We start from the raw sequence: 20,118 nt of genomic DNA, 5'->3' as shown, positions 1-20,118 counted from the left end.
AGCTTATGCACTTAACGACAAACACTCGGGCTACTAAACCCGATCACTGAGAATTCAGCGACCGAGCAACCTTAGAGACGCCCATCCAGACGCACAAGCCGGCGGATTCTGGCGTAACTGTAGGCAACGGCGCAAGACGACAGGCTCTTTGTAGGAGCGAGCTTGCTCGCGAAGAACCCGAGAGCGCCGCGTTCATCCAGGCAGCCCGCGTTATCGTTGACGTCTTTCGCGAGCAAGCTCGCTCCTACAGGGGGCAAACGCCTGCTAGATCACGCGTTTTCCAGCAAGTTATGCAACTCCACAAACTGCTGCGTCAGCTTGTGCCGTGGGTCCAGGTGGATCAGCGGCATGTTCGCCTGGTGCGATTCACGCATGCGCACCGAGCTGGTCAGGTACACCGGCAGTACCGGCAACCCTTCGGCAATCAATTCATCCAGCATCTGCTGCGGCAGGCTCGCCCGGGCCTGGAACTGGTTGACCACGATCCCTTCCACTTCCAGCCCTTCGTTGTGGTCTTCCTTCAATTCTTCAATCTCTGCCAGCAGGCCATACAGCGCCTGCCGGGAAAAACTGTCGCAATCGAACGGGATCAACACACGATCAGCTGCAATCAGCGCTGAAACGGCATAGAAGTTCAACGCCGGTGGTGTATCGAGGTAGATCCGATCGTAGTCTTCGCTCAATTCATCCAGCAGCTTTCGCAGCTTGTTGATCTTGTGCTTGGCCTCAAGCTTGGGCTGCAAGTCCGCCAGTTCCGCCGTGGCGGTGATGACGTGCAGATTGTCGAACGGGGTTTCGTAGATATCCACCTGGTTCTTCTTCGAAAACGGCCCGGAAGACAGGGTTTGCTTGAAGAAGTCGGCGATTCCCATGGGGATATCGTCGCCGGTCAGCCCGGTGAGGTACTGGGTTGAATTGGCTTGGGCATCGAGGTCCACCAACAGGGTTCGATAGCCTTCGCTGGCGCTGACCGCCGCCAGGTTGCAGGCAATGCTGGATTTGCCAACACCGCCTTTTTGATTGAACACCACGCGCCGCATGGAAAAACCTCCGTGTATCAATGAATGACCGAGTGTAGAGGGCAAAAGCGCCGGTTAGCTACCTCGTTCGCTTCTGTACTACAGCATCAGAGGCTCTATCTCGCACAACATTTTCCCGTCTGTCCGACAAAGCAGGAATTGCCTGACACCTGCTACCCCACTTCCATGACGGACAATCCGTAATTCTTTCCAGCGAATTTGTAATCAGTCGTGAACAATTCTTTACCAAAGTTTGCTAGAACCCCGCAGCACCGGGATAATGCGCGCCATTCGGCGATTGCACCCTGTCCCGGTATTCGGGGCCAATGGCCGCACAAGGAAGCCCGCAGGGGCGGGATAACTTCTCAGTGATCAATTTCAACATCGCCCAATGGCGTGCCTGGGCTCCCGGGCTCGAAAGCGCGGACGACTGGCGCACCTGGTGCCAGCAGCCGACAGTGCTCCCCCGAAGCGAGTCGGCCCCCGACGTGTCGTTCCTGCCGGCCATGCAGCGCCGACGCCTGAGCCGGCTGGCGCGCATGGCCTTCAGCGTGGGCAGGCCCTTGGCCGAAGGCCTGCAACAACTTCCGTTGGTGTTTGTCTCCCGTCACGGCGAAACCCCGCGCACCCTCGACATTCTCAGCGACCTGGCCAATGACGAGCCACTGTCGCCGACCCAGTTCAGCCTGTCGGTGCACAACGCGGTGATTGGCCTGTGGTCGATCCTGCGCAATGAAACCAGCGAAATGACCGCCCTCGCCGCTGCCGGCGACGGCCTGGAACACGGCATGCTCGAAGCCGCCGCCCTTCTGAATGAAGGCGCACCGGCTGTATTGCTGATCATTACCGAGGAACAGCCACCCGAAGCCTATGCGCGCTGGATCGATGACGTGCCCTTCCCCTACGCCCTCGGCCTGCTGCTGACACCGGGCGACGAGTGGCAACTGGAACTGAATACAGCCGCTGTCCAACCCACCACCAAAGCCCAGTGGCCCCACGCCCTGAACCTGCTGCGCACCCTGCTGAACGAACAGGGCGCCTGCCAACATGCCTGGAAGAACCGAGTATGGAACTGGCAACGCAAGCCCTGACCGAAAAGCCTCGGAAGGCCTACTACTGGCGCCTGTTCGCCACTGCCACCGCCTTCGCCCTGTTTGGCCTCGGCGGCCTGTGCCTGCGCGTGCTGGTGTTCCCGCTGCTCAGTTGCCTGCCGGGTGACGCCAAACAGCATCAACGGCGTGCTCGCCACACCATCAGCTGCCTGTTCTGGCTGTTTATTCGCATGATGTATCGCCTGGGCATCCTGACCTACAGCGTCGAAGGCGCGGAAAAGCTCGGCCGCCCGGGCCAGATGATCATCGCTAACCACCCGTCGCTGGTGGACGTGGTGTTCCTGATCGCCCAGATGCGCCAGACCAACTGCGTGGTCAAGCAGAGCCTGTGGCAAAACCCGTTCACCCGCGGGCCGGTGCGCGACGCCGGCTACATCAGCAACGATGGCAGCGCCGACATGCTCGATGCGGCTGCCGATGCCCTGCGAGACGGCCAGACCCTGATCATTTTCCCGGAAGGCACCCGCACCTCGCCGGGCCAGGCGCCGACCTTTCATCGCGGCGCCGCCGCCATTGCCCTGCGCGGTGCGAGCATCATCACTCCGGTGGTGATCAAGGTCAGCCCCACCACCCTGACCAAGGCCGAACCCTGGTATCGCATCCCGAATCGTCGCTTTCACTTCAGTTTGCGCGTAGGTGCCGATATAGAACCACAGGCGTTTGCCGCACAAGGGCCCGCGCCCCAGGCTTCACGCAAGCTCAACGATTACCTGCACCAGTATTTTATTAAGGAGCTCGCCGAAGATGAGCAACCAACACAGCCTTGAGCACGACATAAAAACGCTGATTATCGAGGCCCTGGGCCTGGAAGACATCAGCGAAAGCGACATCGGCGACGAGCAAACCCTGTTCGGCGAAGGCCTTGGCCTGGATTCAGTCGACGCCCTGGAATTGGGCCTGGCGATCCAGAAAAAGTACGGCATCAAGATCGATGCCGACGCCAAGGACACCCGCAATCACTTCACCAACGTGGCCAGCCTCGCGGCGTTCGTCACGGCCCGACAGGCAGCTTGAGACCGTACCATGCAAACTCGTGACGATATTTTCAACACCTTGCGCGACGCCCTGGTGGAACTGTTTGAACTGGAACCTGAACGCGTCACGCTTGACGCCAACCTGTACCAGGACCTGGAGATCGACAGCATTGATGCGGTGGACCTGATCGACCACATCAAGCGCCAGACCGGCAAGAAAATCGCTGCCGAAGAGTTCAAGGCCGTGCGCACCGTGAACGACGTGGTTGAGGCGGTGTACCGTCTGGTTCAACCGGCCGCATGAGCCGGCTGATCAGCCTTGGCCTGTTGCTGGCGGGGCTGCTGTACCCTTTTGCGGTGTACTACGGCACGGAGCACTTTGCCCCGTGGCAATTTGGCCTGCTGCTGGGCAGCCTGTGGTTGTTGCGCGCCCTGACCGGCGCCAGGCGCCCGGGCAGCCGCTGGATGGCGGCAGCGATCATCGTCTTTTGCCTGTTGCTCGCCTGGTTCGACAACCCGCAGATGCTGCGCTGGTACCCGAGCCTGGTCAGCGCGTTCATGCTGGCGCTGTTCGGCCTGAGCCTGAAATACGGGCCGCCGATGGTCGAGCGCCTGGCCCGCATGACCGAGCCGCAACTGCCCGAAAAAGCAGTTGTGTACACGCGCAAGGTCACCGTGGTGTGGAGTGTGTTTTTTCTGTGTAACGGCCTGCTCGCCGCCGCCCTCACCCTGTGGGCGCCGCTGAGCTGGTGGACGTTGTACAACGGCATGATCGCCTACGGGCTGATGGGGCTGTTGTTTGCCGTGGAATGGCTGGTACGACAAAGGGTTCGAGGCCGCGTATGAATTGGTTGAATCTTGAGCACTTGCTGCTTGAGCCTGTAGGTCAGCGTTTGGTCACCACCGAACCTGCCCTGGATCACCCACAACTGTGGGAGAAGTCCCTGAGCCTGGCCGCCGGGTTGCAAGCCCGGGGCATCCAGCGCCTGGCGCTGCACCTTGAGGATGCCGGCTTGCTGGCGATCGCCCTGCTGGGTGCGTGGCGCGCCGGCGTCAGCGTGTTGTTGCCCGCCGACCTGCAACCACAAACGCGCCAACGCTGGGATGATGTCGTCGATGCCTGGCTGACCGAAGCCGGCGACCTGGATGCGCTGTATCAAGCGCCATTAAGCGCCGCAGCCCTGGACCTGGACACCCACTGCCTGAGCCTGTGCACTTCCGGCTCCAGCGGCGAGCCCAAGCGCATCGACAAAACCCTGCGCCAGATGGCCAACGAGGTCCAGGCGCTGGAAACTCTGTGGGGCGCCGACCTGGGCGAGGCCTGCATCATTGGCAGCGTCGCCACCCAGCATATCTATGGCTTGTTGTTCCGGGTGCTGTGGCCGTTGTGCGCGGGGCGTACCTTTGTGCGCCAGCAGTTGGCATTCCCCGAAGACTTGCAGCGCGCCAGCCGTGAGCATTCGCAATTCGCCTGGGTCGCCAGCCCGGCATTGCTCAAGCGCATGGGCGACAACCTCGACTGGCCGGCGCTCACGCCGGTCAAGCGGGTGTTCTCCTCCGGCGGCGCCCTGCCCCTTGAAGCCGCCAGCAGCCTGCACCAACGCTTGCAGCAATGGCCGACGGAAATCCTCGGCAGCTCGGAAACCGGTGGCATCGCCTGGCGCCAGGGCGAACAACCGTGGCAGCCGTTTGCCGACGTGCAACTGAGCCAGGACGCCGAAGGGGCGCTGCGCATTGCCTCGCCGTACCTGCCCGCCGGCCATATCGAACAGACCGCCGACGCCGCAAACATCCATGCTGACGGCCGCTTCGAATTGCTGGGCCGCCTGGACCGCATCGTCAAGCTGGAAGAAAAACGCATTTCCCTGCCAATGCTCGAACAAGCGCTGATGAACCATGCCTGGGTCGCCGAAACGCGCCTGGGCGTGGTGCAGGAAAACCGTGCTTCCCTTGGTGCTCTCGTGGTGCTCAGCGCTGAAGGTTTGCATGCCCTGCGCAACCAAGGCCGGCGCACCGTCACCCAAACTTTGCGCCAGCACTTGAGCCAACACTGCGAAGCCCTGGCCCTGCCCCGCCGCTGGCGCCTGCTGCGCCAATTGCCACTGAACACCCAAGGCAAGCTGCCCCAGGCCGACGTCGAAGCCCTGCTGCTGGCGCCCCGGCCGAAAGCGCCGGAAGTGTTGGAACAAGTCGAAACCAACGGTGAATGGACCCTGCAACTGGCGATCCCGCCGGACCTCGCCTACTTCAGCGGCCACTTCCCGCAAACCCCGGTGCTGCCGGGCGTGGTGCAGGTGGATTGGGCGCTGAACCTGGGCCAGCAACTGCTCAACCTGCCGGGGCAATTTACCGGGATGGAAGTGCTCAAATTCCAGCAACTGGTGCGCCCGGATGACCGGATCGAGCTGCACCTGCGGTTCGATCAGGAGCGCGGCAAGTTGTACTTCGCCTACCGCAATGAGGCGGCAGCCTGCTCCAGTGGCCGTATTCTTTTGGAGCTGGCGAGTGAATAAGCTTCTGTTGTGGCGAGGGAGCTTGCTCCCGCTGGAGTGCGCAGCACTCCCCACCCAGGCACTGTGTTTTATCAGGCAAATCGGTGTCGCCTGTATTGGGGCCGCTTCGCAGCCCAGCGGGAGCAAGCTCCCTCGCCACAAAAAGCGCTTCTGCCAATGGGGTGCCTGTTATGCATAAGCCCTGCGCCCTGATCCCGGTCTACAACCACGAAGCCGCCGTGCCCGCCGTGGTTCATAGCGTGCTGGCCAGCGGCCTGCCATGCCTGTTGGTAGACGACGGCAGCAGCGCCGCCTGCGCCGCCGTGCTGGCGCAACTGGCGATCCTCGACAACGTATCCCTGCTGACCTTGCCCACCAACCAGGGCAAAGGCGCCGCCGTCATGGCCGGCTTTCGCGAAGCCGCGCGCCTGGGCTTCACCCACGCCCTGCAAGTGGATGCCGACGGCCAGCACGACCTGCGGGAGGTCCGCACCTTCCTCGATGCCTCCCGCGCCCACCCAAATGCAGTGATCTGTGGCTACCCGGAATACGACGACAGCGTACCCAAGGGCCGCCTATACGCGCGCTACCTGACCCACGTGTGGGTATGGATCAATACCTTGTCGCTGCAAATCCGCGACTCCATGTGTGGCTTTCGCGTGTACCCACTGCCACCGACCCTGGCCTTGATGGACTCGGCCAACATCGGCAAACGCATGGATTTCGACTCGGACATCCTGGTGCGCCTCGCCTGGCGCAACCAGCCGATGCGCTGGCTGCCGACCAAGGTGCACTACCCCGCCGACGGCCTGTCGCACTTTCGCCTGTTCCACGATAACGCGCTGATTTCCTCGATGCACACCCGGCTGTTCTTCGGCATGTTGGTGCGCGCGCCGATGATCCTCTGGCGCCGGTGGCAGGCATGAGCCAAGACACCAAACACTGGGCCGACCGCGAAGAACGCGGCAGTTTCTGGCTGATGAAATTCACCGCCTTCGCCGCCAAGGTCCTCGGGCGCCGTCTGCTGAGCCCGCTGCTGTATGGCATCGTTCTGTACTTCTTCCTGTTCGGTCGCACAGCCCGCCAAAGCGCCTGGCAGTACCAGCAGCGCCTGGCCGACTGGACCCAGCGCGACGACCTGCGCCCTACCCACAGAAAAGTCTTCGGACAGTTCATGGCGTTCGCCGATGCCTTGCTGGACAAACTCGACGTATGGAACGGCAAGTTGCGCCTGGAGCAGATCGAAATCATCGACCCGGCTCAACTGCGCGGCCAGCTGCGCAGCGAGCGCGGGCAGATGCTGGTCGGCGCGCACCTGGGCAACCTTGAAGTGTGCCGCGCCCTCGCCGAGCTGGGCGAAAAGGTCACGATGAACGTGCTGGTACACACCAAGCACGCCGAACGCTTCAACCGCATATTGGGCGAAGCCGGGGCGACCAATTTGCGCCTGATCCAGGTCAGCGAACTCGACCCGGCGGTGATGATGATGCTCAGCCAGCGCCTGGACGACGGCGAGTGGCTGGCGATTGCCGGCGACCGCGTACCGCTGCATGGCGGGCGTACGGTGCGCGTGGATTTTCTCGGCCATGACGCCGCCTTTCCACAAGGCCCATGGCTGCTGGCCGGCCTGCTGAAATGCCCGGTCAACCTGCTGATGTGCTTGAAGCATCAAGGCCGTTATCGCCTGATCATCGAGCCGTTCGCCCAGTTGATCGAATGGAAACGCAGCGACCGCCAGCAGGTGATCGCGCAATGGACCGCCCGCTACGCCGAGCGCCTGGGCCAGTTCTGCCTGGAAGCGCCCCAACAATGGTTCAACTTTTACCCTTTCTGGAAGACCGATGACGACGCATCTTGAGCCGGTAACCTTCGGCGAACTACCCCTGCGCATCGAAGACGTGCTGGCCCTGGCCAACCGTCAGGCGCCGACTCAACTGCAAGCTGATGCCAAGTACCGCCAGCGTATCGCCAAGGGCGCGCAGTTCCTCGATTCGTTGCTGGACAAGGAAGGCGTGATCTACGGCGTTACCACCGGCTACGGCGACTCGTGCGTGGTGGCGGTGCCGCTGGAGCACGTCGAAGCGCTGCCGCGCCACCTCTACACCTTCCACGGCTGCGGCCTCGGCAAGTTGCTGGACGCGCAAGCCACCCGCGCGGTACTGGCGGCGCGGTTGCAGTCGCTGTGCCATGGCGTTTCCGGGGTACGCGTGGAGTTGCTGGAGCGCCTGCATGCATTCCTGGAATTCGACGTGCTGCCGCTGATTCCGGAAGAAGGCTCGGTGGGCGCCAGCGGTGATTTGACGCCGCTGTCCTACGTGGCCGCGACCTTGTCAGGCGAGCGCGAAGTGCTGTTCCGTGGCGAACGTCGCCAGGCCGCCGACGTGCACCGCGAGCTGGGTTGGGACCCGCTGGTTCTGCGCCCGAAAGAAGCCCTGGCCCTGATGAACGGCACTGCCGTGATGACCGGCCTCGCCTGCCTGGCCTTCGCCCGCGCCGACTACCTGCTGCAACTGGCCACGCGCATCACCGCGCTGAACGTGGTGGCGCTGCAAGGCAATCCGGAGCATTTCGACGAGCGCCTGTTTGCCGCCAAGCCGCACCCGGGCCAGATGCAAGTTGCCGCCTGGCTGCGCAAGGATCTGGCCATCGACGCACCTACCGCGCCGCTGCATCGCCTGCAAGACCGTTACTCGTTGCGTTGCGCCCCCCACGTCCTCGGCGTGTTGGCCGACAGCCTGAACTGGCTGCGTTCGTTCATCGAGATCGAACTCAACAGCGCCAACGACAACCCGATCATCGACGCGGAAGAAGAGCGCGTGCTGCACGGTGGCCACTTCTACGGCGGCCACATCGCCTTCGCCATGGACAGTCTCAAGACCCTGGTGGCCAACGTCGCCGACCTGCTGGACCGTCAGCTCGCGCTGCTGGTGGACGTGCGCTACAACCACGGGCTGCCGAGCAATCTGTCGGGCGCGCCAGCCGAGCGGGCGATGATCAACCATGGCTTCAAGGCCGTGCAGATCGGCACCAGCGCCTGGACCGCCGAAGCCCTGAAAAACACCATGCCGGCCAGCGTGTTCTCGCGCTCCACCGAGTGCCACAACCAGGACAAGGTGAGCATGGGCACCATCGCCGCCCGCGATGCGATTCGTGTGCTGGAACTGACCGAACAAGTCGCTGCCGCCACCTTGCTCGCCGCCAACCAGGGCGTATGGCTGCGAGCCCAGGTTGAAGACGCGCGCCCGCTGCCCCCGGCGCTGGCCGCCATGCATATCGATCTGGCCAAAGACTTCCCGCCGGTTATCGAAGACCGCGCCCTGGAAGGCGAACTGCGCCTGTGCCTGAAGCGCATCGCCGAGCAACACTGGAGGCTGCATGCGTAGCCCCGGCGTGTTGCACTGCGACACTGAAATCCTCGTGCCGTTTTTCGACATCGACACCATGAACGTGGTGTGGCACGGGCACTACGTGAAGTACCTGGAAGTCGCCCGCTGCGCCTTGCTGGACAAGCTCGGCCACAACTACACGGCGATGCTGGAAGCGGGCTACGCCTGGCCGGTGATCGACATGCAACTGCGCTATGTGCGCGGTGCGACCTTCGGCCAGACCCTCAACGTGCGCGCCAGCCTGGTGGAGTGGGAGAACCGTTTGAAGGTCAATTACCTGATCAGCGACAAGGCCACGGGCGAGCGCCTGACCCGCGCCAGCACCGTGCAAGTGGCGGTGGAAATTGCCAGTCGCGAAATGCAGTTGGCATCGCCAAAGGTGTTTGTGGATGCAGTCGAGAGGGCCCTGCAATGACCTCCCCTGTAGGAGCAAGCTTGCTCGCGAAAAACGTCAACGATAACGCAGGCCGCCTGACACCCCGCGGCGCTCTCTGGTTCTTCGCGAGCAAGCTCGCTCCTACAAGGGTCGCGTTGATGCTGTTTTTAGGCATTCCAGGCCTGGCCCAAGCCTTCGACCTGCAACAACTCAGCGATCAGTTGGCAAAACCGTCGGTGATCCACGGCAACTTCATCCAGGAAAAACACCTGCGCGCCCTGCCGCAGCCGCTGACCAGCAAGGGCACCTTCGTCCTGGCCAAGGACCACGGCTTGCTCTGGCTGCTGAAAACCCCGCTGCAACAGGACTACCGCATCAGCGCCACCGGCATCGCCCGGCGTGATGCCAACGGCTGGCAGTTGCTGCCGAACAAGAGTGCCGGTGCCGAGCAGAACCGTTTGTTCCTCGCGGTATTACAGGGCGACAGCAGCGGCTTGCAGCGTGACTTCGAACTGCAACTGCAAGGCGAAGCCACCCAGTGGAAACTCACGTTGATCCCGCGCTCTCTGCTGCTCAAGCAGGTGTTCAACCAGATCAATATCGACGGCGGCGAGCGGGTGCAAAAAATCGAGCTGCTGGAAACCCAGGGTGACAGCACCGTACTGCGCATGCAGGACAGCACCAGCAGCCAGCCCCTGAGCGACGCGGAGCAACACGACTTTGCCGAGTGAACGCTGGTTGCCGCGCCTGTTCCTGATCCTGCTGGTGGCCGTAATGGCCCTGGCGGGTTGGCAATGGCGCCATGGCGCGCCGCTGTCGGCGAACCTGATGGAGCTGGTGCCCGGCACTGCACCCGATGCGCTGGAGCTGCGTGCCGAACGACGCATACAGGAACCACTGAACCGCGAAATACTGGTGCTGGTGGGGCATGCCGATCGGCAAAAAGCCGTGGCCGTGGCGACGCAATTGGGCGAAGCCTGGCAAGCCAGCGGCCTGTTTGAGAAGGTCCAGTGGAACCTGCAAGCCGACCTGCCGGCACTGCGTCAGCAGCTGCTGCAAGGCCGGCTGGCGATGCTCTCGACCAAGGATCGCGAGCAACTGATCGACGAGCCCCAGGCGTTTATTCAGCAACGGGTTCACGCGCTGTTCGACCCGTTCACCGGCTTCAGCCTGGTGCCGAGCCAGGACGATTGGTTGGGCCTCACCGGGCGTATCCAGAACAGCCAGCCGCAGCACGGATCGGTGCAGCTGGATATCGGCAGCGGCGCGTTGATCGCCGACGCCGACGGCAAAAGCTGGGTGCTGCTGCGGGCGCGCACCACTGGCAATGCCTTCGACATGAAACTGCCGCTGCAAGTGGCTGAATTACTCAAGGACAGCCGCGAGCAGGCCGACCAGCAAGGCGCGCAATTACTCGCCGCCAGCGGCCTGCTGTACGCGGCCAACGGTCAGCACCAGGCGACGCGGGAAATCACCTGGGTCGGCGGCGGCGCGACTGCCGGGATCCTGTTATTGCTGCTGTTGGCGTTCCGCCGCTGGCGTGTGCTGTTGGCGTTTGTACCGGTGCTGGTGGGCATGTTGTTTGGTGCGGTGGCCTGTGTGGCGCTGTTCGGGCATATGCATGTGATCACGTTGGTGTTGGGCTCGAGCCTGATCGGCGTGGCGGTGGATTACCCGCTGCATTACCTGTCCAAGAGCTGGAGCATGAGCCCTTGGCGCAGCTGGCCAGCCTTGCGCCTGACCTTGCCGGGCCTGAGCCTGAGCCTGGCCACCAGTTGCATCGGCTACCTGGCCCTGGCCTGGACGCCGTTCCCGGCGCTGACGCAAATCGCGGTGTTCTCTGCCGCTGGCCTGGTGGGCGCCTATCTGTCCGCCGTATGCCTGCTGCCGGCCTTGCTCAAGGGCGTCGAACTGCGCCCGGCCCAATGGCCGCTGCGCATTGCCGAGTTCCTGCTGAGCGTGCGCGAGTCGCTGCTCAAGCGCCTGCCAAGTCCGGTGTTATTGGTACTGGTGTTGGTGTTTTGCGCCGGGGGGCTGTGGCATCTGAACAGCAAAAACGATATCCGCCAATGGATCGGTGCACCACCGCAGTTGCTGCAGGAAGCCCAGGCCGTCGCGCGGATTACCGGGTTCCAGCCCACCAGCCAGTTCTTCCTGGTGCGGGCGGACAACCAGCCGCAATTGCTGGAGCGCCAGGCCGCGCTGAGTCAGCGTCTGGATCAGTTAGTGAACATGGACAAGCTCCAGGGTTACCTGGCGCTCAACCAGTTGGTCAGCGCGCCGGCCGAGCAACAGCAACTGCGTGAAGCCCTGAACCAACTGCCGCAGTACTGGCAGCCATTGCTGGACCTCGGCGTGCCCGCCGCCGCACTGCAAACCGAGGTGGCCCAGTTGCAGGCACTGCCCACCGAAGACATCGATGCCGCGCTGGTCGGCCCGCTGGCTGAGCCGTGGCGCACACTGTGGCTGGGGAATGTCGACGGTGGCGTGGCAGCGATGGTGAGCCTGCAAGGTTTGAACAACCCGGCCTTGCTGCGGGTACAGGCCCTGGATTTACCCGGTGTGCAGCTGGTGGATCGCCTGGGCGACTTGAACCAGGTGTTTGCCGCGACGCAAATCAGCGCCGCCGAATTGAAGTTGATGTCGTGCGTGTTGATCGTACTGTTGCTGATCCTTCCGTTCGGCTTCGGCGGTGCCCTGCGCATCGTCGCCCTGCCGCTGCTGGCGGCGCTGTGCAGCCTGGCCAGCCTCGGTTGGCTGGGGCAGCCGCTGACGTTGTTCAGCCTGTTCGGCCTGCTGCTGGTGACCGCGATCAGCGTCGACTACGCGATCCTGATGCGTGAACAAATTGGCGGCGCCGCGGTGAGCCTGTTGGGCACACTGTTGGCGGCCGTGACTACTTGGCTATCGTTCGGCCTGCTGGCCATTTCCAGCACGCCGGCGGTGAGTAATTTTGGGCTATCGGTAAGCTTGGGGCTGGCATTCAGCTTCATGCTGGCACCGTGGGCCGCCCCGTCCGGGACAAGGAAGAAACGATGAGCAGCCAATACCTCAGCAAGAACTACGTCGAAGAAACCAAATTCGGCTTCTGGTTCCTGCGCAGCCACACCTGGCAGCACCACGTGCTGCGCGTGGCAATCAACGACCTGCGCAGCCTGTTCAGCGACCCGCTGCCGGTTGCCCCGGTGCTGCTGGACGCCGGCTGTGGCCAGGGCAAGTCGTTCCAGTATTTGCAGCAGGTGTTCGCCCCCGAACGCCTGATCGGCCTGGATGCTGACCCCCACAGCCTCGACCTGAGCCGCGCCGAAGCCGCGCGCCAAGATATCGCCATCGAGTTGATCGGCAGCGATTGCGCGACCCTCGACGTGGCCGACGCCAGTGTCGACGTGCTGTTCTGTCACCAGACTTTCCATCACCTGGTAGAACAACATCGCGCCCTGAAAGAGTTCTATCGCGTGCTCAAGCCGGGCGGCTATCTGCTGTTTGCCGAATCCACCGAGGCCTATATCGACACCTGGGTAATTCGCTGGCTGTTCCGTCACCCGATGCATGTGCAGAAAAGCGCAGAAGAGTACCTTGAGATGATTCGCGAGCAGGGCTTTGAATTCGGCCCGCAGAACGTTTCGTACCCGTACCTGTGGTGGAGCCGCGCCACCGATTTCGGCCTGCTTGAGCGCTGGGGCCTGCGCCAGCCAAAACCGGCCGGCCAGCGCGAAGAAACCCTGGTCAACGTGGTTGCCCGCAAACCTCTGGCGAGCGCTGAAACATGATCCGAATGCTGTTGATCGGCTGCCTGTTGCTGCTGAGCGCCTGCGCCAGCCAGCCGCCGTTGCCGTCGAAAAACCCGGTGCTGAGCCTGCCGTTGCAACTGCATGTGCAGCGCGAACAGGATGGCCAGCGCCAGGACTGGCTGCTGGTGATGCAGCGCGAAGGCGGCGGGATTCGCTGGTCGATGATGGACCCGCTGGGTATTCCCCAGGCCCGCCAGATGCTGATCAACGGTGCGTGGCAAGCCGACGGTTTGCTGCCGCCCAATCCCCAGGCGCGAGAGTTGTTTGCCGCGCTGTTGTTCGCCCTCACTTCGGCGGATGAAGTCTCCAAGCTGTACCCCGGCACCCAGGAAATGGACCTGATCCGTACCCTGCCGTCCCACTGGAAGATCACCTACCACTCCTCCCTGGTGTTTCGCGTGGACGTGATCGGGCAACCGTTGACCTACCGCATCTCGCCGCTTGAGGCCACCCGATGACCGCCTACCTCAATGCCCTCGGCGTGATCTGCGCCCTGGGCCGCGACAAGCGCGAAGTCAGCCGCAACCTGTTTGCCGGCGACTGTTCCGGCATGCGCGCCGAAAGCGGCTGGGTGCCGGAGCGTGTGTTGCCGGTGGCGGGTGTGCACGGTGAACTCGCGGCGATCCCGCCCGGGCTGGAATCCCACCACAGCCGTAATAATCAGCTGTTGCTGGAAGCGGCGTTGCAGATTGACGACGAGATCCGGCAAGCGATCCAGACGTTCGGTGCGTCGCGCATTGGCATCGTGCTCGGCACCAGCACCTCGGGCATTGATGAAGCCAGTCGTGGCATCGCCCACTACCTGCGGGAAAAAAACTTCCCCGGCGACTACGACTACCTGCAACAGGAACTCGGCGCCCCGGCCAATTTCCTCGCCGACTGGCTGCAACTGAGCGGCCCGGCCTACGTGATTTCCACCGCCTGCACCTCCAGCGCACGGGCACTGATGAGTGCCCAACGCCTGTTGGACCTGGGTGTGTGCGATGCGGTGATTTGCGGTGGCGTCGACACGCTGTGCAAGCTGACCCTCAATGGCTTTTCGTCCCTGGAAGCCGTGTCGGCACAGCGCTGCAATCCGTTCTCGGCGAACCGCAACGGCATCAACATCGGCGAAGCTGCGGTGCTGTTCCTGATGAGCAAAACTCCGGCGCCGGTCGCGCTGCTGGGCAGTGGCGCCAGTTGCGATGCCCACCATATTTCTGCACCCGAGCCCACCGGTAAGGGTGCGTTGCAAGCGATGCGCAAGGCCTTGGCCAGCGCAAAACTGGCGCCCGGGCAGATCGGTTACCTGAACCTGCACGGCACCGCCACGCAGCACAATGACGCCATGGAAAGCCTGGCGGTCGCGGCCCTGTTCCAGGGCGGCGTAGCCTGCTCGTCGACCAAACCCATGACCGGCCACACCCTGGGCGCCGCCGGTGCGCTGGAAGCTGCATTCTGCTGGCTGAGCCTCGCGGAAGGCGTGGTGCCGCCCCATGTCTGGGACGGCCAGGCTGACCCCGACCTGCCCGTACTGAAGTGGGCGTCGCCCGGCGACACCCTGGAAAAACGCTGCCTGATGAGCAACTCGTTTGCTTTCGGCGGCAACAACGTCAGCCTGATTATCGGAGACGCCCCATGACCCATTGGCCGCTCGCCGAACTGCTGCCCCACGCCGGTGACATGATCCTGATCGATCAGGTCCTGAGCTTTGATGAAGAACAGATTCAGACCCGCTTGACGGTCACGCCCGGCGGTCTTTTCAACCGCGCCGACGGCAGCCTGCCCGCGTGGGTCGGCATTGAGTTGATGGCGCAAAGCGTCGCGGCCTACGCCGGTTGTCGCGCACGCCAAAAAGGTGAAGCCGTGGAATTGGGCTTCCTGCTGGGCACGCGCAAATTCGAGTGCAACGTCGAGCATTTCCCCGCAGGCGCTGAGCTGACCATCCACGGCCTGCGCTCCCTGGAAGACGACAACGGCATGGGTGTGTTCGAATGCCACCTCACCGGTGACGGTATCCAGGCGAGTGCACGCTTGAACGTATTTCGACCGCCCCAGGCGGCCAACTATTTAGATGAATCGAAGGACACCACGCCATGACTGAATCCGTACTGGTTACCGGCTCCAGCCGTGGCATCGGCCGCGCTATCGCATTGCGCCTGGCCCAGGCCGGGCACGACATCGTGCTGCATTGCCGCAGCGGGCGCGCCGAGGCGGATGCGGTGCAGATCGAAATCGAAGCCCTGGGGCGCAAGGCCCGGGTGTTGCAATTCGATGTGGCGGATCGCGCCAGTTGCAAAGAGATTCTGGAAGCCGACGTGGAAGCACAGGGCGCCTATTACGGCGTGGTGCTCAATGCCGGGCTGACGCGCGATGGCGCGTTTCCAGCGCTGTCGGAAGACGACTGGGACGTAGTGATGCGCACCAACCTGGACGGGTTCTACAACGTGCTGCACCCGGTGATGATGCCGATGATTCGGCGCCGCGCCGCTGGGCGGATCGTGTGCATCACGTCAGTGTCCGGGTTGATCGGCAACCGTGGCCAGGTCAACTACAGCGCGTCCAAGGCCGGTTTGATCGGCGCCGCCAAGGCCCTGGCCATCGAGCTCGGCAAGCGCAAGATCACCGTCAACTGCGTGGCTCCCGGGCTGATCGACACCGCGATGCTCGATGAAAACGTACCGGTGGAAGAATTGATGAAAATGATCCCGGCCCAACGCATGGGCACTCCGGAGGAAGTCGCCGGGGCGGTGAATTTCCTGATGTCGGCGGAAGCCGGCTACATCACCCGCCAAGTGCTGGCCGTGAATGGAGGCCTGTGCTGATGAAACGCGTGGTGGTCACCGGCATGGCCGGCGTTACGTCCCTGGGCAGCGATTGGGCAACCATCGCCGCCAACTTCCGCGCCAACCGCAGCGGCATTCGGCGCATGGACGAGTGGGAGCGCTTCACCGAACTGAACACGCGGCTGGCCGGGCCGATCGATGATTTCGTGGTGCCCGCCCACTGGACTCGCAAGCAATTGCGTAGCATGGGCCGGGTTTCGCGCCTGGCGGTATGGGCAGCGGAACAGGCGCTGAAAGACGCCGGCTTGCTGGGCGACGAGTCGATCAAGGACGGGCGCATGGGCGTTGCCTGCGGCTCGTCCACGGGCAGTACCGACGAGATCAAGGCCTTCGGCAATATGCTGCTGAACTCGGTGGCCGAGGGGCTGAACGCCAACTCCTACGTGCGCATGATGCCCCATACCACGGCGGCGAATATCAGCATCTTCTTCGGCCTCACCGGCCGACTGATCCCGACGTCCAGCGCCTGCACCAGCGGCAGCCAGGGCATCGGCTACGCCTATGAGGCCATCAAGTTCGGCCGCCTTCCGCTGATGTTGGCGGGTGGCGCTGAAGAGCTGTGCCCGACCGAAGCCATGGTGTTCGATGCGCTGTACGCCACCAGCCTGAAAAACGATGCGCCGCAAACCAGCCCGCGCCCCTATGACAGTGGCCGCGACGGCCTGGTGATCGGCGAAGGCGGCGGCATCCTGGTGCTCGAAGAACTGGAACACGCACTGGCCCGTGGCGCGCACATCCACGCCGAAATCGTCGGTTTCGGCAGCAACGCCGACGGCCAGCACACCACCCGCCCGGAACAGGCCACCATGCGCCGCGCCATGGAACTGGCCCTGGAAGATGCGGGGCTTGCGCCCGACGCCATCGGCTATGTGAACGGCCATGGGACCGCTACCGACCAGGGCGACATCGCCGAAACCCTGGCCACCAGCAGCCTGTTCGGCAGCCGCATGCCCATCAGTTCGCAAAAGAGTTTCCTTGGGCACACCCTGGGCGCATGCGGCGCATTGGAGTCGTGGTTCAGCATCGAAATGATGAACCGCAACCAATACGTGCACACCTTCAACCTCGACGAGGTCGACCCGCGCTGCGGCGAGTTGGACTACCTGCAAGGCGAGTTCCGCGAGCTGCACAACGACTACGTGATGAACAACAATTTTGCCTTTGGCGGCGTCAACACTTCGCTGATTTTCCGCCGCTGGGCGTAAGTTTTTTTACTGACTGGAGAAATGGAATGTCTTCCCTGCTACGCGCAACACTGGTCGCTTTGGCCCTGCTCACCACCGCTGGCTGCACCAATAAACCGGTGCTCAACACCCAGCACGACTTGCCGGCAAACCCGCAGGTCAACGAAGAAAAGATGAAGCAGACCATTATCGCGGCCTTGAACAAACGCGAATGGGTCGTACAGCGCCTGAGCCCGCGGCTGGTGCAGGCCGAGATCAACGTGCGCAACAAATTCCACGCTGAAATCGACATCCGCTACACCGCTACCAGCTACGCCATCACCTACCGCGACAGCCGCGACCTGGGCTACAAGGACGGCAAGATCCACCGCAACTACAACCGTTGGGTGAGCATGCTGGACCGGGATATTCTGGCGGCGTTGCGCACCAATGGTGTGAGTGACAATGGGTCGGCGGCGCAGTTGTTCCAGCAAACCGGGACTTCGAAGCAGAACTGAAACGCCCGCTCTCTGTGGCGAGGGAGCTTGCTCCCGTTGAGGCGCGAAGCGCCCCTAAAACCTGCGACTGAGGGTTGTCTGGTAAAACTCAGTCGTCGGGTTTTGGGGCTGCTGCGCAGCCCGGCGGGAGCAAGCTCCCTCGCCACAGGTTATACGTCGGTCATACCAACGCTTTACGGGTCAGCAACTCGACAAACGCCTTGGCCATCGGCGTTTGCTGGCCCTTACGCTGCACCAGCCACACCGCCGTCACCGCTTCCTGATCCAACAACGTGCGGTAAACCACGCCATCAATGCGTATCCGCTGATACGACGCCGGCAGCACCGAAACACCCAGCCCCGCCGCCACCAAACCGATGATGGTCATCGCCTCGCCTGCCTCTTGGGCGAAGTGCGGGCTGAAGCCTGCATCACGCGCCAGGTTCAGCAGCTGGGCATACAACCCGCTGCCGTAAGTCCGCGGGAAAAATACAAACGGCTCTTCGGCCAATTGCGCCAGGTGCAAACCACGCTCACTGCCCTCCACCAACGGATGCCCGGCGTTCAGCACGGCCACCAAGGGTTCGCGCATCAGTTCCACGACACTCAGCGAATCAGGCAACGGCAACGGCCGCATCAACCCCACCTGTATCGACTCGTCCACCAGCGACTCGGCCACTTCCGTACTGCTCATCTCCTGCAAATTCAAATGCACCGCCGGGAACGCCTGGCGAAAGGCGAAGATCGCCTGTGGGATGCTGGAGTTGAACGGCGCGGAAGAGGTGAAGCCAATCTTCAACTCCCCCAGTTCACCCAACTGCGCCCGACGCGCCACGTCCGCCGCTTTATCCACCTGCGCCAGCACCAGACGCGCCTCTTGCAGGAACAACCGGCCCGCCTCACTCAGCTCGACCCGACGATTGGTACGCTCGAACAACCGCGCCCCAATCTCCTGCTCCAGCGCCTGGATCTGCTGGCTCAGCGGCGGCTGGGAGATGCCCAGCACCTGCGCGGCGCGGCCAAAGTGCAGCTCTTCAGCCACGGCGATGAAGTAACGCAGGTGGCGCAATTCCATGAAAACCTCATTAGGTCGTAAAAGCTCTTAAACAGGTCGAACAATATATTGGAAAGAATCATTAGCGAGCTATATTCTTTTTTGCATTGTCAGCCCTGGCAGTCTTTCCTCCCCGAGGTCCCGCGTGAAATCTGCTGTCGCTCCGCTTGCTCAAGAAGTACCGCCCACCGCCCTCGATGAAGTGGTGGCACAGCTCAACGAGCAGTACATCGAAAAAGGCACCCCGATGTTCATGCGCACGGTGCTGGCGCTGTTTTCCGGCGGTTTTGCCACCTTTGCCCTGCTCTACTGCGTACAGCCGATGATGCCGGCGCTGTCCCACGAATTTTCCATCAATGCCGCACAAAGCAGCCTGATCCTCTCGGTAGCCACCGGCATGCTCGCCATTGGCCTGCTGATCACCGGGCCGATTTCCGACACCTTTGGGCGAAAGCCGGTCATGGTTGCCGCGCTGTTCTGCGCCGCGCTGGCCACCATCGCCAGCGGCCTGATGCCGAGCTGGGAAGGCATCCTGCTGATGCGCGCACTGGTGGGCCTGTCCCTCAGCGGGCTGGCTGCGGTGGCCATGACCTACCTGAGCGAAGAGATCCACCCGCAACACATCGGCCTGGCCATGGGCCTGTACATCGGCGGTAACGCCATTGGCGGGATGAGCGGGCGCTTGATCATCGGCGTACTGATCGACTTCGTCAGCTGGCACACGGCGATGCTGATCATCGGCGCCCTGGCGCTGATCGCGGCCACGGTGTTCTGGAAAATCCTGCCACCGTCGCGCAATTTCCGCGCAAACCGCCTGAACCCGCGCAGCTTGCTCGATGGCTTCACAATGCACTTCAAGGACGCCGGCCTGCCGTGGCTGTTCCTTGAAGCTTTCGTGCTGATGGGTGCCTTTGTGACGATGTTCAACTACATCGGCTATCGCCTGCTGGCCTCGCCCTACGAGTTGAGCCAGGCCGTGGTAGGCCTGCTGTCGCTGGTGTACCTCTCCGGTATCTACAGCTCGGCGAAAATCGGCTCCCTGGCCGACCGCCTGGGCCGCCGTCGCGTACTGTGGGCAACCATCGTGCTGATGCTCGGCGGCATCGCCCTGACGCTGTTTACCCCGCTGTGGCTGGTAGTGCCCGGCATGCTGATCTTCACCTTCGGCTTCTTTGGCGCCCACTCGGTGGCCAGCAGCTGGATCGGCCGCCGCGCGCTCAAAGCCAAGGGCCAGGCGTCGTCGCTGTACCTGTTCAGTTATTACGTCGGGTCGAGTATTGCGGGCACGGCGGGGGGTTTCTTCTGGCACTACGCCGGGTGGAACGGGATTGGCGGGTTTATCGTTGCGCTGCTGATCGTCGCGTTGCTGGTGGCCTTGAAACTGGCGAAGTTGCCGCCGTTGCAGGAAGCCAAGGCTTAATCACCGCTC

22 protein-coding genes are annotated in these 20,118 nt (G+C 62.8%); 20 read left to right on the top strand and 2 right to left on the bottom strand.

The annotated features are described in order from the left end of the window. Positions 1–269: 269 nt before the first annotated feature. Positions 270–1,040 (bottom strand): ParA family protein, encoded by a 771-nt coding sequence (locus tag ACA046_RS02405; RefSeq protein ID WP_003209397.1) that lies wholly within the window; start codon positions 1,038–1,040, stop codon positions 270–272. Between the two features lie 347 nt (positions 1,041–1,387). Here ACA046_RS02405 and ACA046_RS02400 point away from each other — a divergent pair, with 347 nt between their 5' ends. The 19 genes from ACA046_RS02400 to ACA046_RS02310 all read left to right on the top strand — a co-directional run bounded on the left by ACA046_RS02400 (position 1,388) and on the right by ACA046_RS02310 (position 17,656). Then, a complete protein-coding gene (locus ACA046_RS02400; RefSeq protein WP_497675848.1) occupies positions 1,388–2,110 on the top strand; it encodes a beta-ketoacyl synthase chain length factor in 723 nt (240 codons plus the stop codon). After that, positions 2,086–2,898 (top strand): lysophospholipid acyltransferase family protein, encoded by an 813-nt coding sequence (locus ACA046_RS02395; protein WP_459025601.1) that lies wholly within the window; start codon positions 2,086–2,088, stop codon positions 2,896–2,898. The genes ACA046_RS02400 and ACA046_RS02395 overlap by 25 nt, the downstream gene beginning before the upstream one ends. Further along, entirely contained in the window at positions 2,876–3,145 is a 270-nt protein-coding gene (locus tag ACA046_RS02390; protein ID WP_459025599.1) for a phosphopantetheine-binding protein, read from the top strand. Before ACA046_RS02395 ends, ACA046_RS02390 begins: the two co-directional genes overlap by 23 nt. Positions 3,146–3,154: 9 nt before the next feature. After that, on the top strand, positions 3,155–3,409 hold the full coding sequence (locus tag ACA046_RS02385; RefSeq protein ID WP_003209389.1) for an acyl carrier protein: 255 nt from the start codon (positions 3,155–3,157) through the stop codon (positions 3,407–3,409). Continuing rightward, positions 3,406–3,951: a COG4648 family protein gene (locus tag ACA046_RS02380; RefSeq protein WP_459025596.1), complete on the top strand. Its 546-nt coding sequence runs from the start codon at positions 3,406–3,408 to the stop codon at positions 3,949–3,951. The genes ACA046_RS02385 and ACA046_RS02380 overlap by 4 nt, the downstream gene beginning before the upstream one ends. After that, entirely contained in the window at positions 3,948–5,618 is a 1,671-nt protein-coding gene (locus ACA046_RS02375; protein ID WP_497675847.1) for an ApeI family dehydratase, read from the top strand. The genes ACA046_RS02380 and ACA046_RS02375 overlap by 4 nt, the downstream gene beginning before the upstream one ends. Positions 5,619–5,788: 170 nt before the next feature. Continuing rightward, positions 5,789–6,523, top strand: coding sequence for a glycosyltransferase family 2 protein (locus ACA046_RS02370; RefSeq protein ID WP_497675846.1), 735 nt, complete (start codon positions 5,789–5,791; stop codon positions 6,521–6,523). Further along, a complete protein-coding gene (locus ACA046_RS02365) occupies positions 6,520–7,455 on the top strand; it encodes a lysophospholipid acyltransferase family protein (RefSeq protein ID WP_497675845.1) in 936 nt (311 codons plus the stop codon). Before ACA046_RS02370 ends, ACA046_RS02365 begins: the two co-directional genes overlap by 4 nt. Next, the gene (locus tag ACA046_RS02360) at positions 7,439–8,980 is read left to right on the top strand and encodes an HAL/PAL/TAL family ammonia-lyase (protein WP_459025588.1); all 1,542 of its coding nucleotides are present in this window, start codon (positions 7,439–7,441) and stop codon (positions 8,978–8,980) included. Before ACA046_RS02365 ends, ACA046_RS02360 begins: the two co-directional genes overlap by 17 nt. Next, entirely contained in the window at positions 8,973–9,398 is a 426-nt protein-coding gene (locus ACA046_RS02355; RefSeq protein WP_167662948.1) for an acyl-CoA thioesterase, read from the top strand. Before ACA046_RS02360 ends, ACA046_RS02355 begins: the two co-directional genes overlap by 8 nt. After that, positions 9,395–10,090, top strand: a complete 696-nt coding sequence (locus ACA046_RS02350; protein WP_497675844.1) for an outer membrane lipoprotein carrier protein LolA — start codon at positions 9,395–9,397, stop codon at positions 10,088–10,090. Before ACA046_RS02355 ends, ACA046_RS02350 begins: the two co-directional genes overlap by 4 nt. Then, positions 10,080–12,398, top strand: a complete 2,319-nt coding sequence (locus ACA046_RS02345; protein WP_497675843.1) for an MMPL family transporter — start codon at positions 10,080–10,082, stop codon at positions 12,396–12,398. The genes ACA046_RS02350 and ACA046_RS02345 overlap by 11 nt, the downstream gene beginning before the upstream one ends. After that, positions 12,395–13,129, top strand: a complete 735-nt coding sequence (locus tag ACA046_RS02340) for a class I SAM-dependent methyltransferase (RefSeq protein ID WP_497675842.1) — start codon at positions 12,395–12,397, stop codon at positions 13,127–13,129. Before ACA046_RS02345 ends, ACA046_RS02340 begins: the two co-directional genes overlap by 4 nt. After that, complete coding sequence (locus ACA046_RS02335; RefSeq protein WP_459025581.1) at positions 13,126–13,608, top strand: hypothetical protein; 483 nt, start codon at positions 13,126–13,128, stop codon at positions 13,606–13,608. Before ACA046_RS02340 ends, ACA046_RS02335 begins: the two co-directional genes overlap by 4 nt. Next, positions 13,605–14,771 (top strand): beta-ketoacyl-[acyl-carrier-protein] synthase family protein, encoded by a 1,167-nt coding sequence (locus ACA046_RS02330; RefSeq protein WP_497675841.1) that lies wholly within the window; start codon positions 13,605–13,607, stop codon positions 14,769–14,771. Before ACA046_RS02335 ends, ACA046_RS02330 begins: the two co-directional genes overlap by 4 nt. Then, a complete protein-coding gene (locus ACA046_RS02325; RefSeq protein ID WP_167662953.1) occupies positions 14,768–15,229 on the top strand; it encodes a hotdog family protein in 462 nt (153 codons plus the stop codon). The genes ACA046_RS02330 and ACA046_RS02325 overlap by 4 nt, the downstream gene beginning before the upstream one ends. Continuing rightward, positions 15,226–15,954 carry a 3-oxoacyl-ACP reductase FabG gene (gene fabG, locus ACA046_RS02320; RefSeq protein ID WP_459025577.1) on the top strand — a complete coding sequence of 243 codons (729 nt, stop codon included), beginning with the start codon at positions 15,226–15,228 and terminating at the stop codon, positions 15,952–15,954. Before ACA046_RS02325 ends, fabG begins: the two co-directional genes overlap by 4 nt. Next, complete coding sequence (locus ACA046_RS02315; RefSeq protein WP_076015465.1) at positions 15,954–17,180, top strand: beta-ketoacyl-ACP synthase; 1,227 nt, start codon at positions 15,954–15,956, stop codon at positions 17,178–17,180. Before fabG ends, ACA046_RS02315 begins: the two co-directional genes overlap by 1 nt. 26 nt (positions 17,181–17,206) lie before the next feature. After that, entirely contained in the window at positions 17,207–17,656 is a 450-nt protein-coding gene (locus ACA046_RS02310) for a hypothetical protein (protein ID WP_076015464.1), read from the top strand. A 160-nt stretch (positions 17,657–17,816) separates the two neighbouring features. Here the strand turns inward: ACA046_RS02310 and ACA046_RS02305 are convergent, their stop codons facing one another. Further along, a complete protein-coding gene (locus ACA046_RS02305; protein WP_076015463.1) occupies positions 17,817–18,710 on the bottom strand; it encodes a LysR family transcriptional regulator in 894 nt (297 codons plus the stop codon). A 181-nt stretch (positions 18,711–18,891) separates the two neighbouring features. On the opposite strand from ACA046_RS02305, the gene ACA046_RS02300 reads away from it, so the two are divergent. Then, positions 18,892–20,109, top strand: coding sequence for an MFS transporter (locus ACA046_RS02300; RefSeq protein ID WP_497677037.1), 1,218 nt, complete (start codon positions 18,892–18,894; stop codon positions 20,107–20,109). The last annotated feature ends 9 nt before the right edge of the window (positions 20,110–20,118 follow it).

It is taken from the genome of Pseudomonas sp. LBUM1641, from assembly GCF_059716235.1.
This window is presented reverse-complemented; position numbering and strand designations above follow the sequence as displayed.

Bases quoted from the DNA above. Each gene is read 5' to 3' on its own strand.
- ACA046_RS02375 (WP_497675847.1), top strand. From the start codon at position 3,948: ATGAATTGGTTGAATCTTGAGCACTTGCTGCTTGAGCCTGTAGGTCAG.
- ACA046_RS02305 (WP_076015463.1), bottom strand. From the start codon at position 18,710: ATGGAATTGCGCCACCTGCGTTACTTCATCGCCGTGGCTGAAGAGCTG.
- ACA046_RS02390 (WP_459025599.1), top strand. From the start codon at position 2,876: ATGAGCAACCAACACAGCCTTGAGCACGACATAAAAACGCTGATTATC.
- ACA046_RS02310 (WP_076015464.1), top strand. From the start codon at position 17,207: ATGTCTTCCCTGCTACGCGCAACACTGGTCGCTTTGGCCCTGCTCACC.
- ACA046_RS02380 (WP_459025596.1), top strand. From the start codon at position 3,406: ATGAGCCGGCTGATCAGCCTTGGCCTGTTGCTGGCGGGGCTGCTGTAC.
- fabG (WP_459025577.1), top strand. From the start codon at position 15,226: ATGACTGAATCCGTACTGGTTACCGGCTCCAGCCGTGGCATCGGCCGC.
- ACA046_RS02385 (WP_003209389.1), top strand. From the start codon at position 3,155: ATGCAAACTCGTGACGATATTTTCAACACCTTGCGCGACGCCCTGGTG.
- ACA046_RS02360 (WP_459025588.1), top strand. From the start codon at position 7,439: ATGACGACGCATCTTGAGCCGGTAACCTTCGGCGAACTACCCCTGCGC.
- ACA046_RS02370 (WP_497675846.1), top strand. From the start codon at position 5,789: ATGCATAAGCCCTGCGCCCTGATCCCGGTCTACAACCACGAAGCCGCC.
- ACA046_RS02315 (WP_076015465.1), top strand. From the start codon at position 15,954: ATGAAACGCGTGGTGGTCACCGGCATGGCCGGCGTTACGTCCCTGGGC.
- ACA046_RS02340 (WP_497675842.1), top strand. From the start codon at position 12,395: ATGAGCAGCCAATACCTCAGCAAGAACTACGTCGAAGAAACCAAATTC.
- ACA046_RS02355 (WP_167662948.1), top strand. From the start codon at position 8,973: ATGCGTAGCCCCGGCGTGTTGCACTGCGACACTGAAATCCTCGTGCCG.
- ACA046_RS02395 (WP_459025601.1), top strand. From the start codon at position 2,086: ATGGAACTGGCAACGCAAGCCCTGACCGAAAAGCCTCGGAAGGCCTAC.
- ACA046_RS02365 (WP_497675845.1), top strand. From the start codon at position 6,520: ATGAGCCAAGACACCAAACACTGGGCCGACCGCGAAGAACGCGGCAGT.
- ACA046_RS02350 (WP_497675844.1), top strand. From the start codon at position 9,395: ATGACCTCCCCTGTAGGAGCAAGCTTGCTCGCGAAAAACGTCAACGAT.
- ACA046_RS02335 (WP_459025581.1), top strand. From the start codon at position 13,126: ATGATCCGAATGCTGTTGATCGGCTGCCTGTTGCTGCTGAGCGCCTGC.
- ACA046_RS02405 (WP_003209397.1), bottom strand. From the start codon at position 1,040: ATGCGGCGCGTGGTGTTCAATCAAAAAGGCGGTGTTGGCAAATCCAGC.
- ACA046_RS02325 (WP_167662953.1), top strand. From the start codon at position 14,768: ATGACCCATTGGCCGCTCGCCGAACTGCTGCCCCACGCCGGTGACATG.
- ACA046_RS02330 (WP_497675841.1), top strand. From the start codon at position 13,605: ATGACCGCCTACCTCAATGCCCTCGGCGTGATCTGCGCCCTGGGCCGC.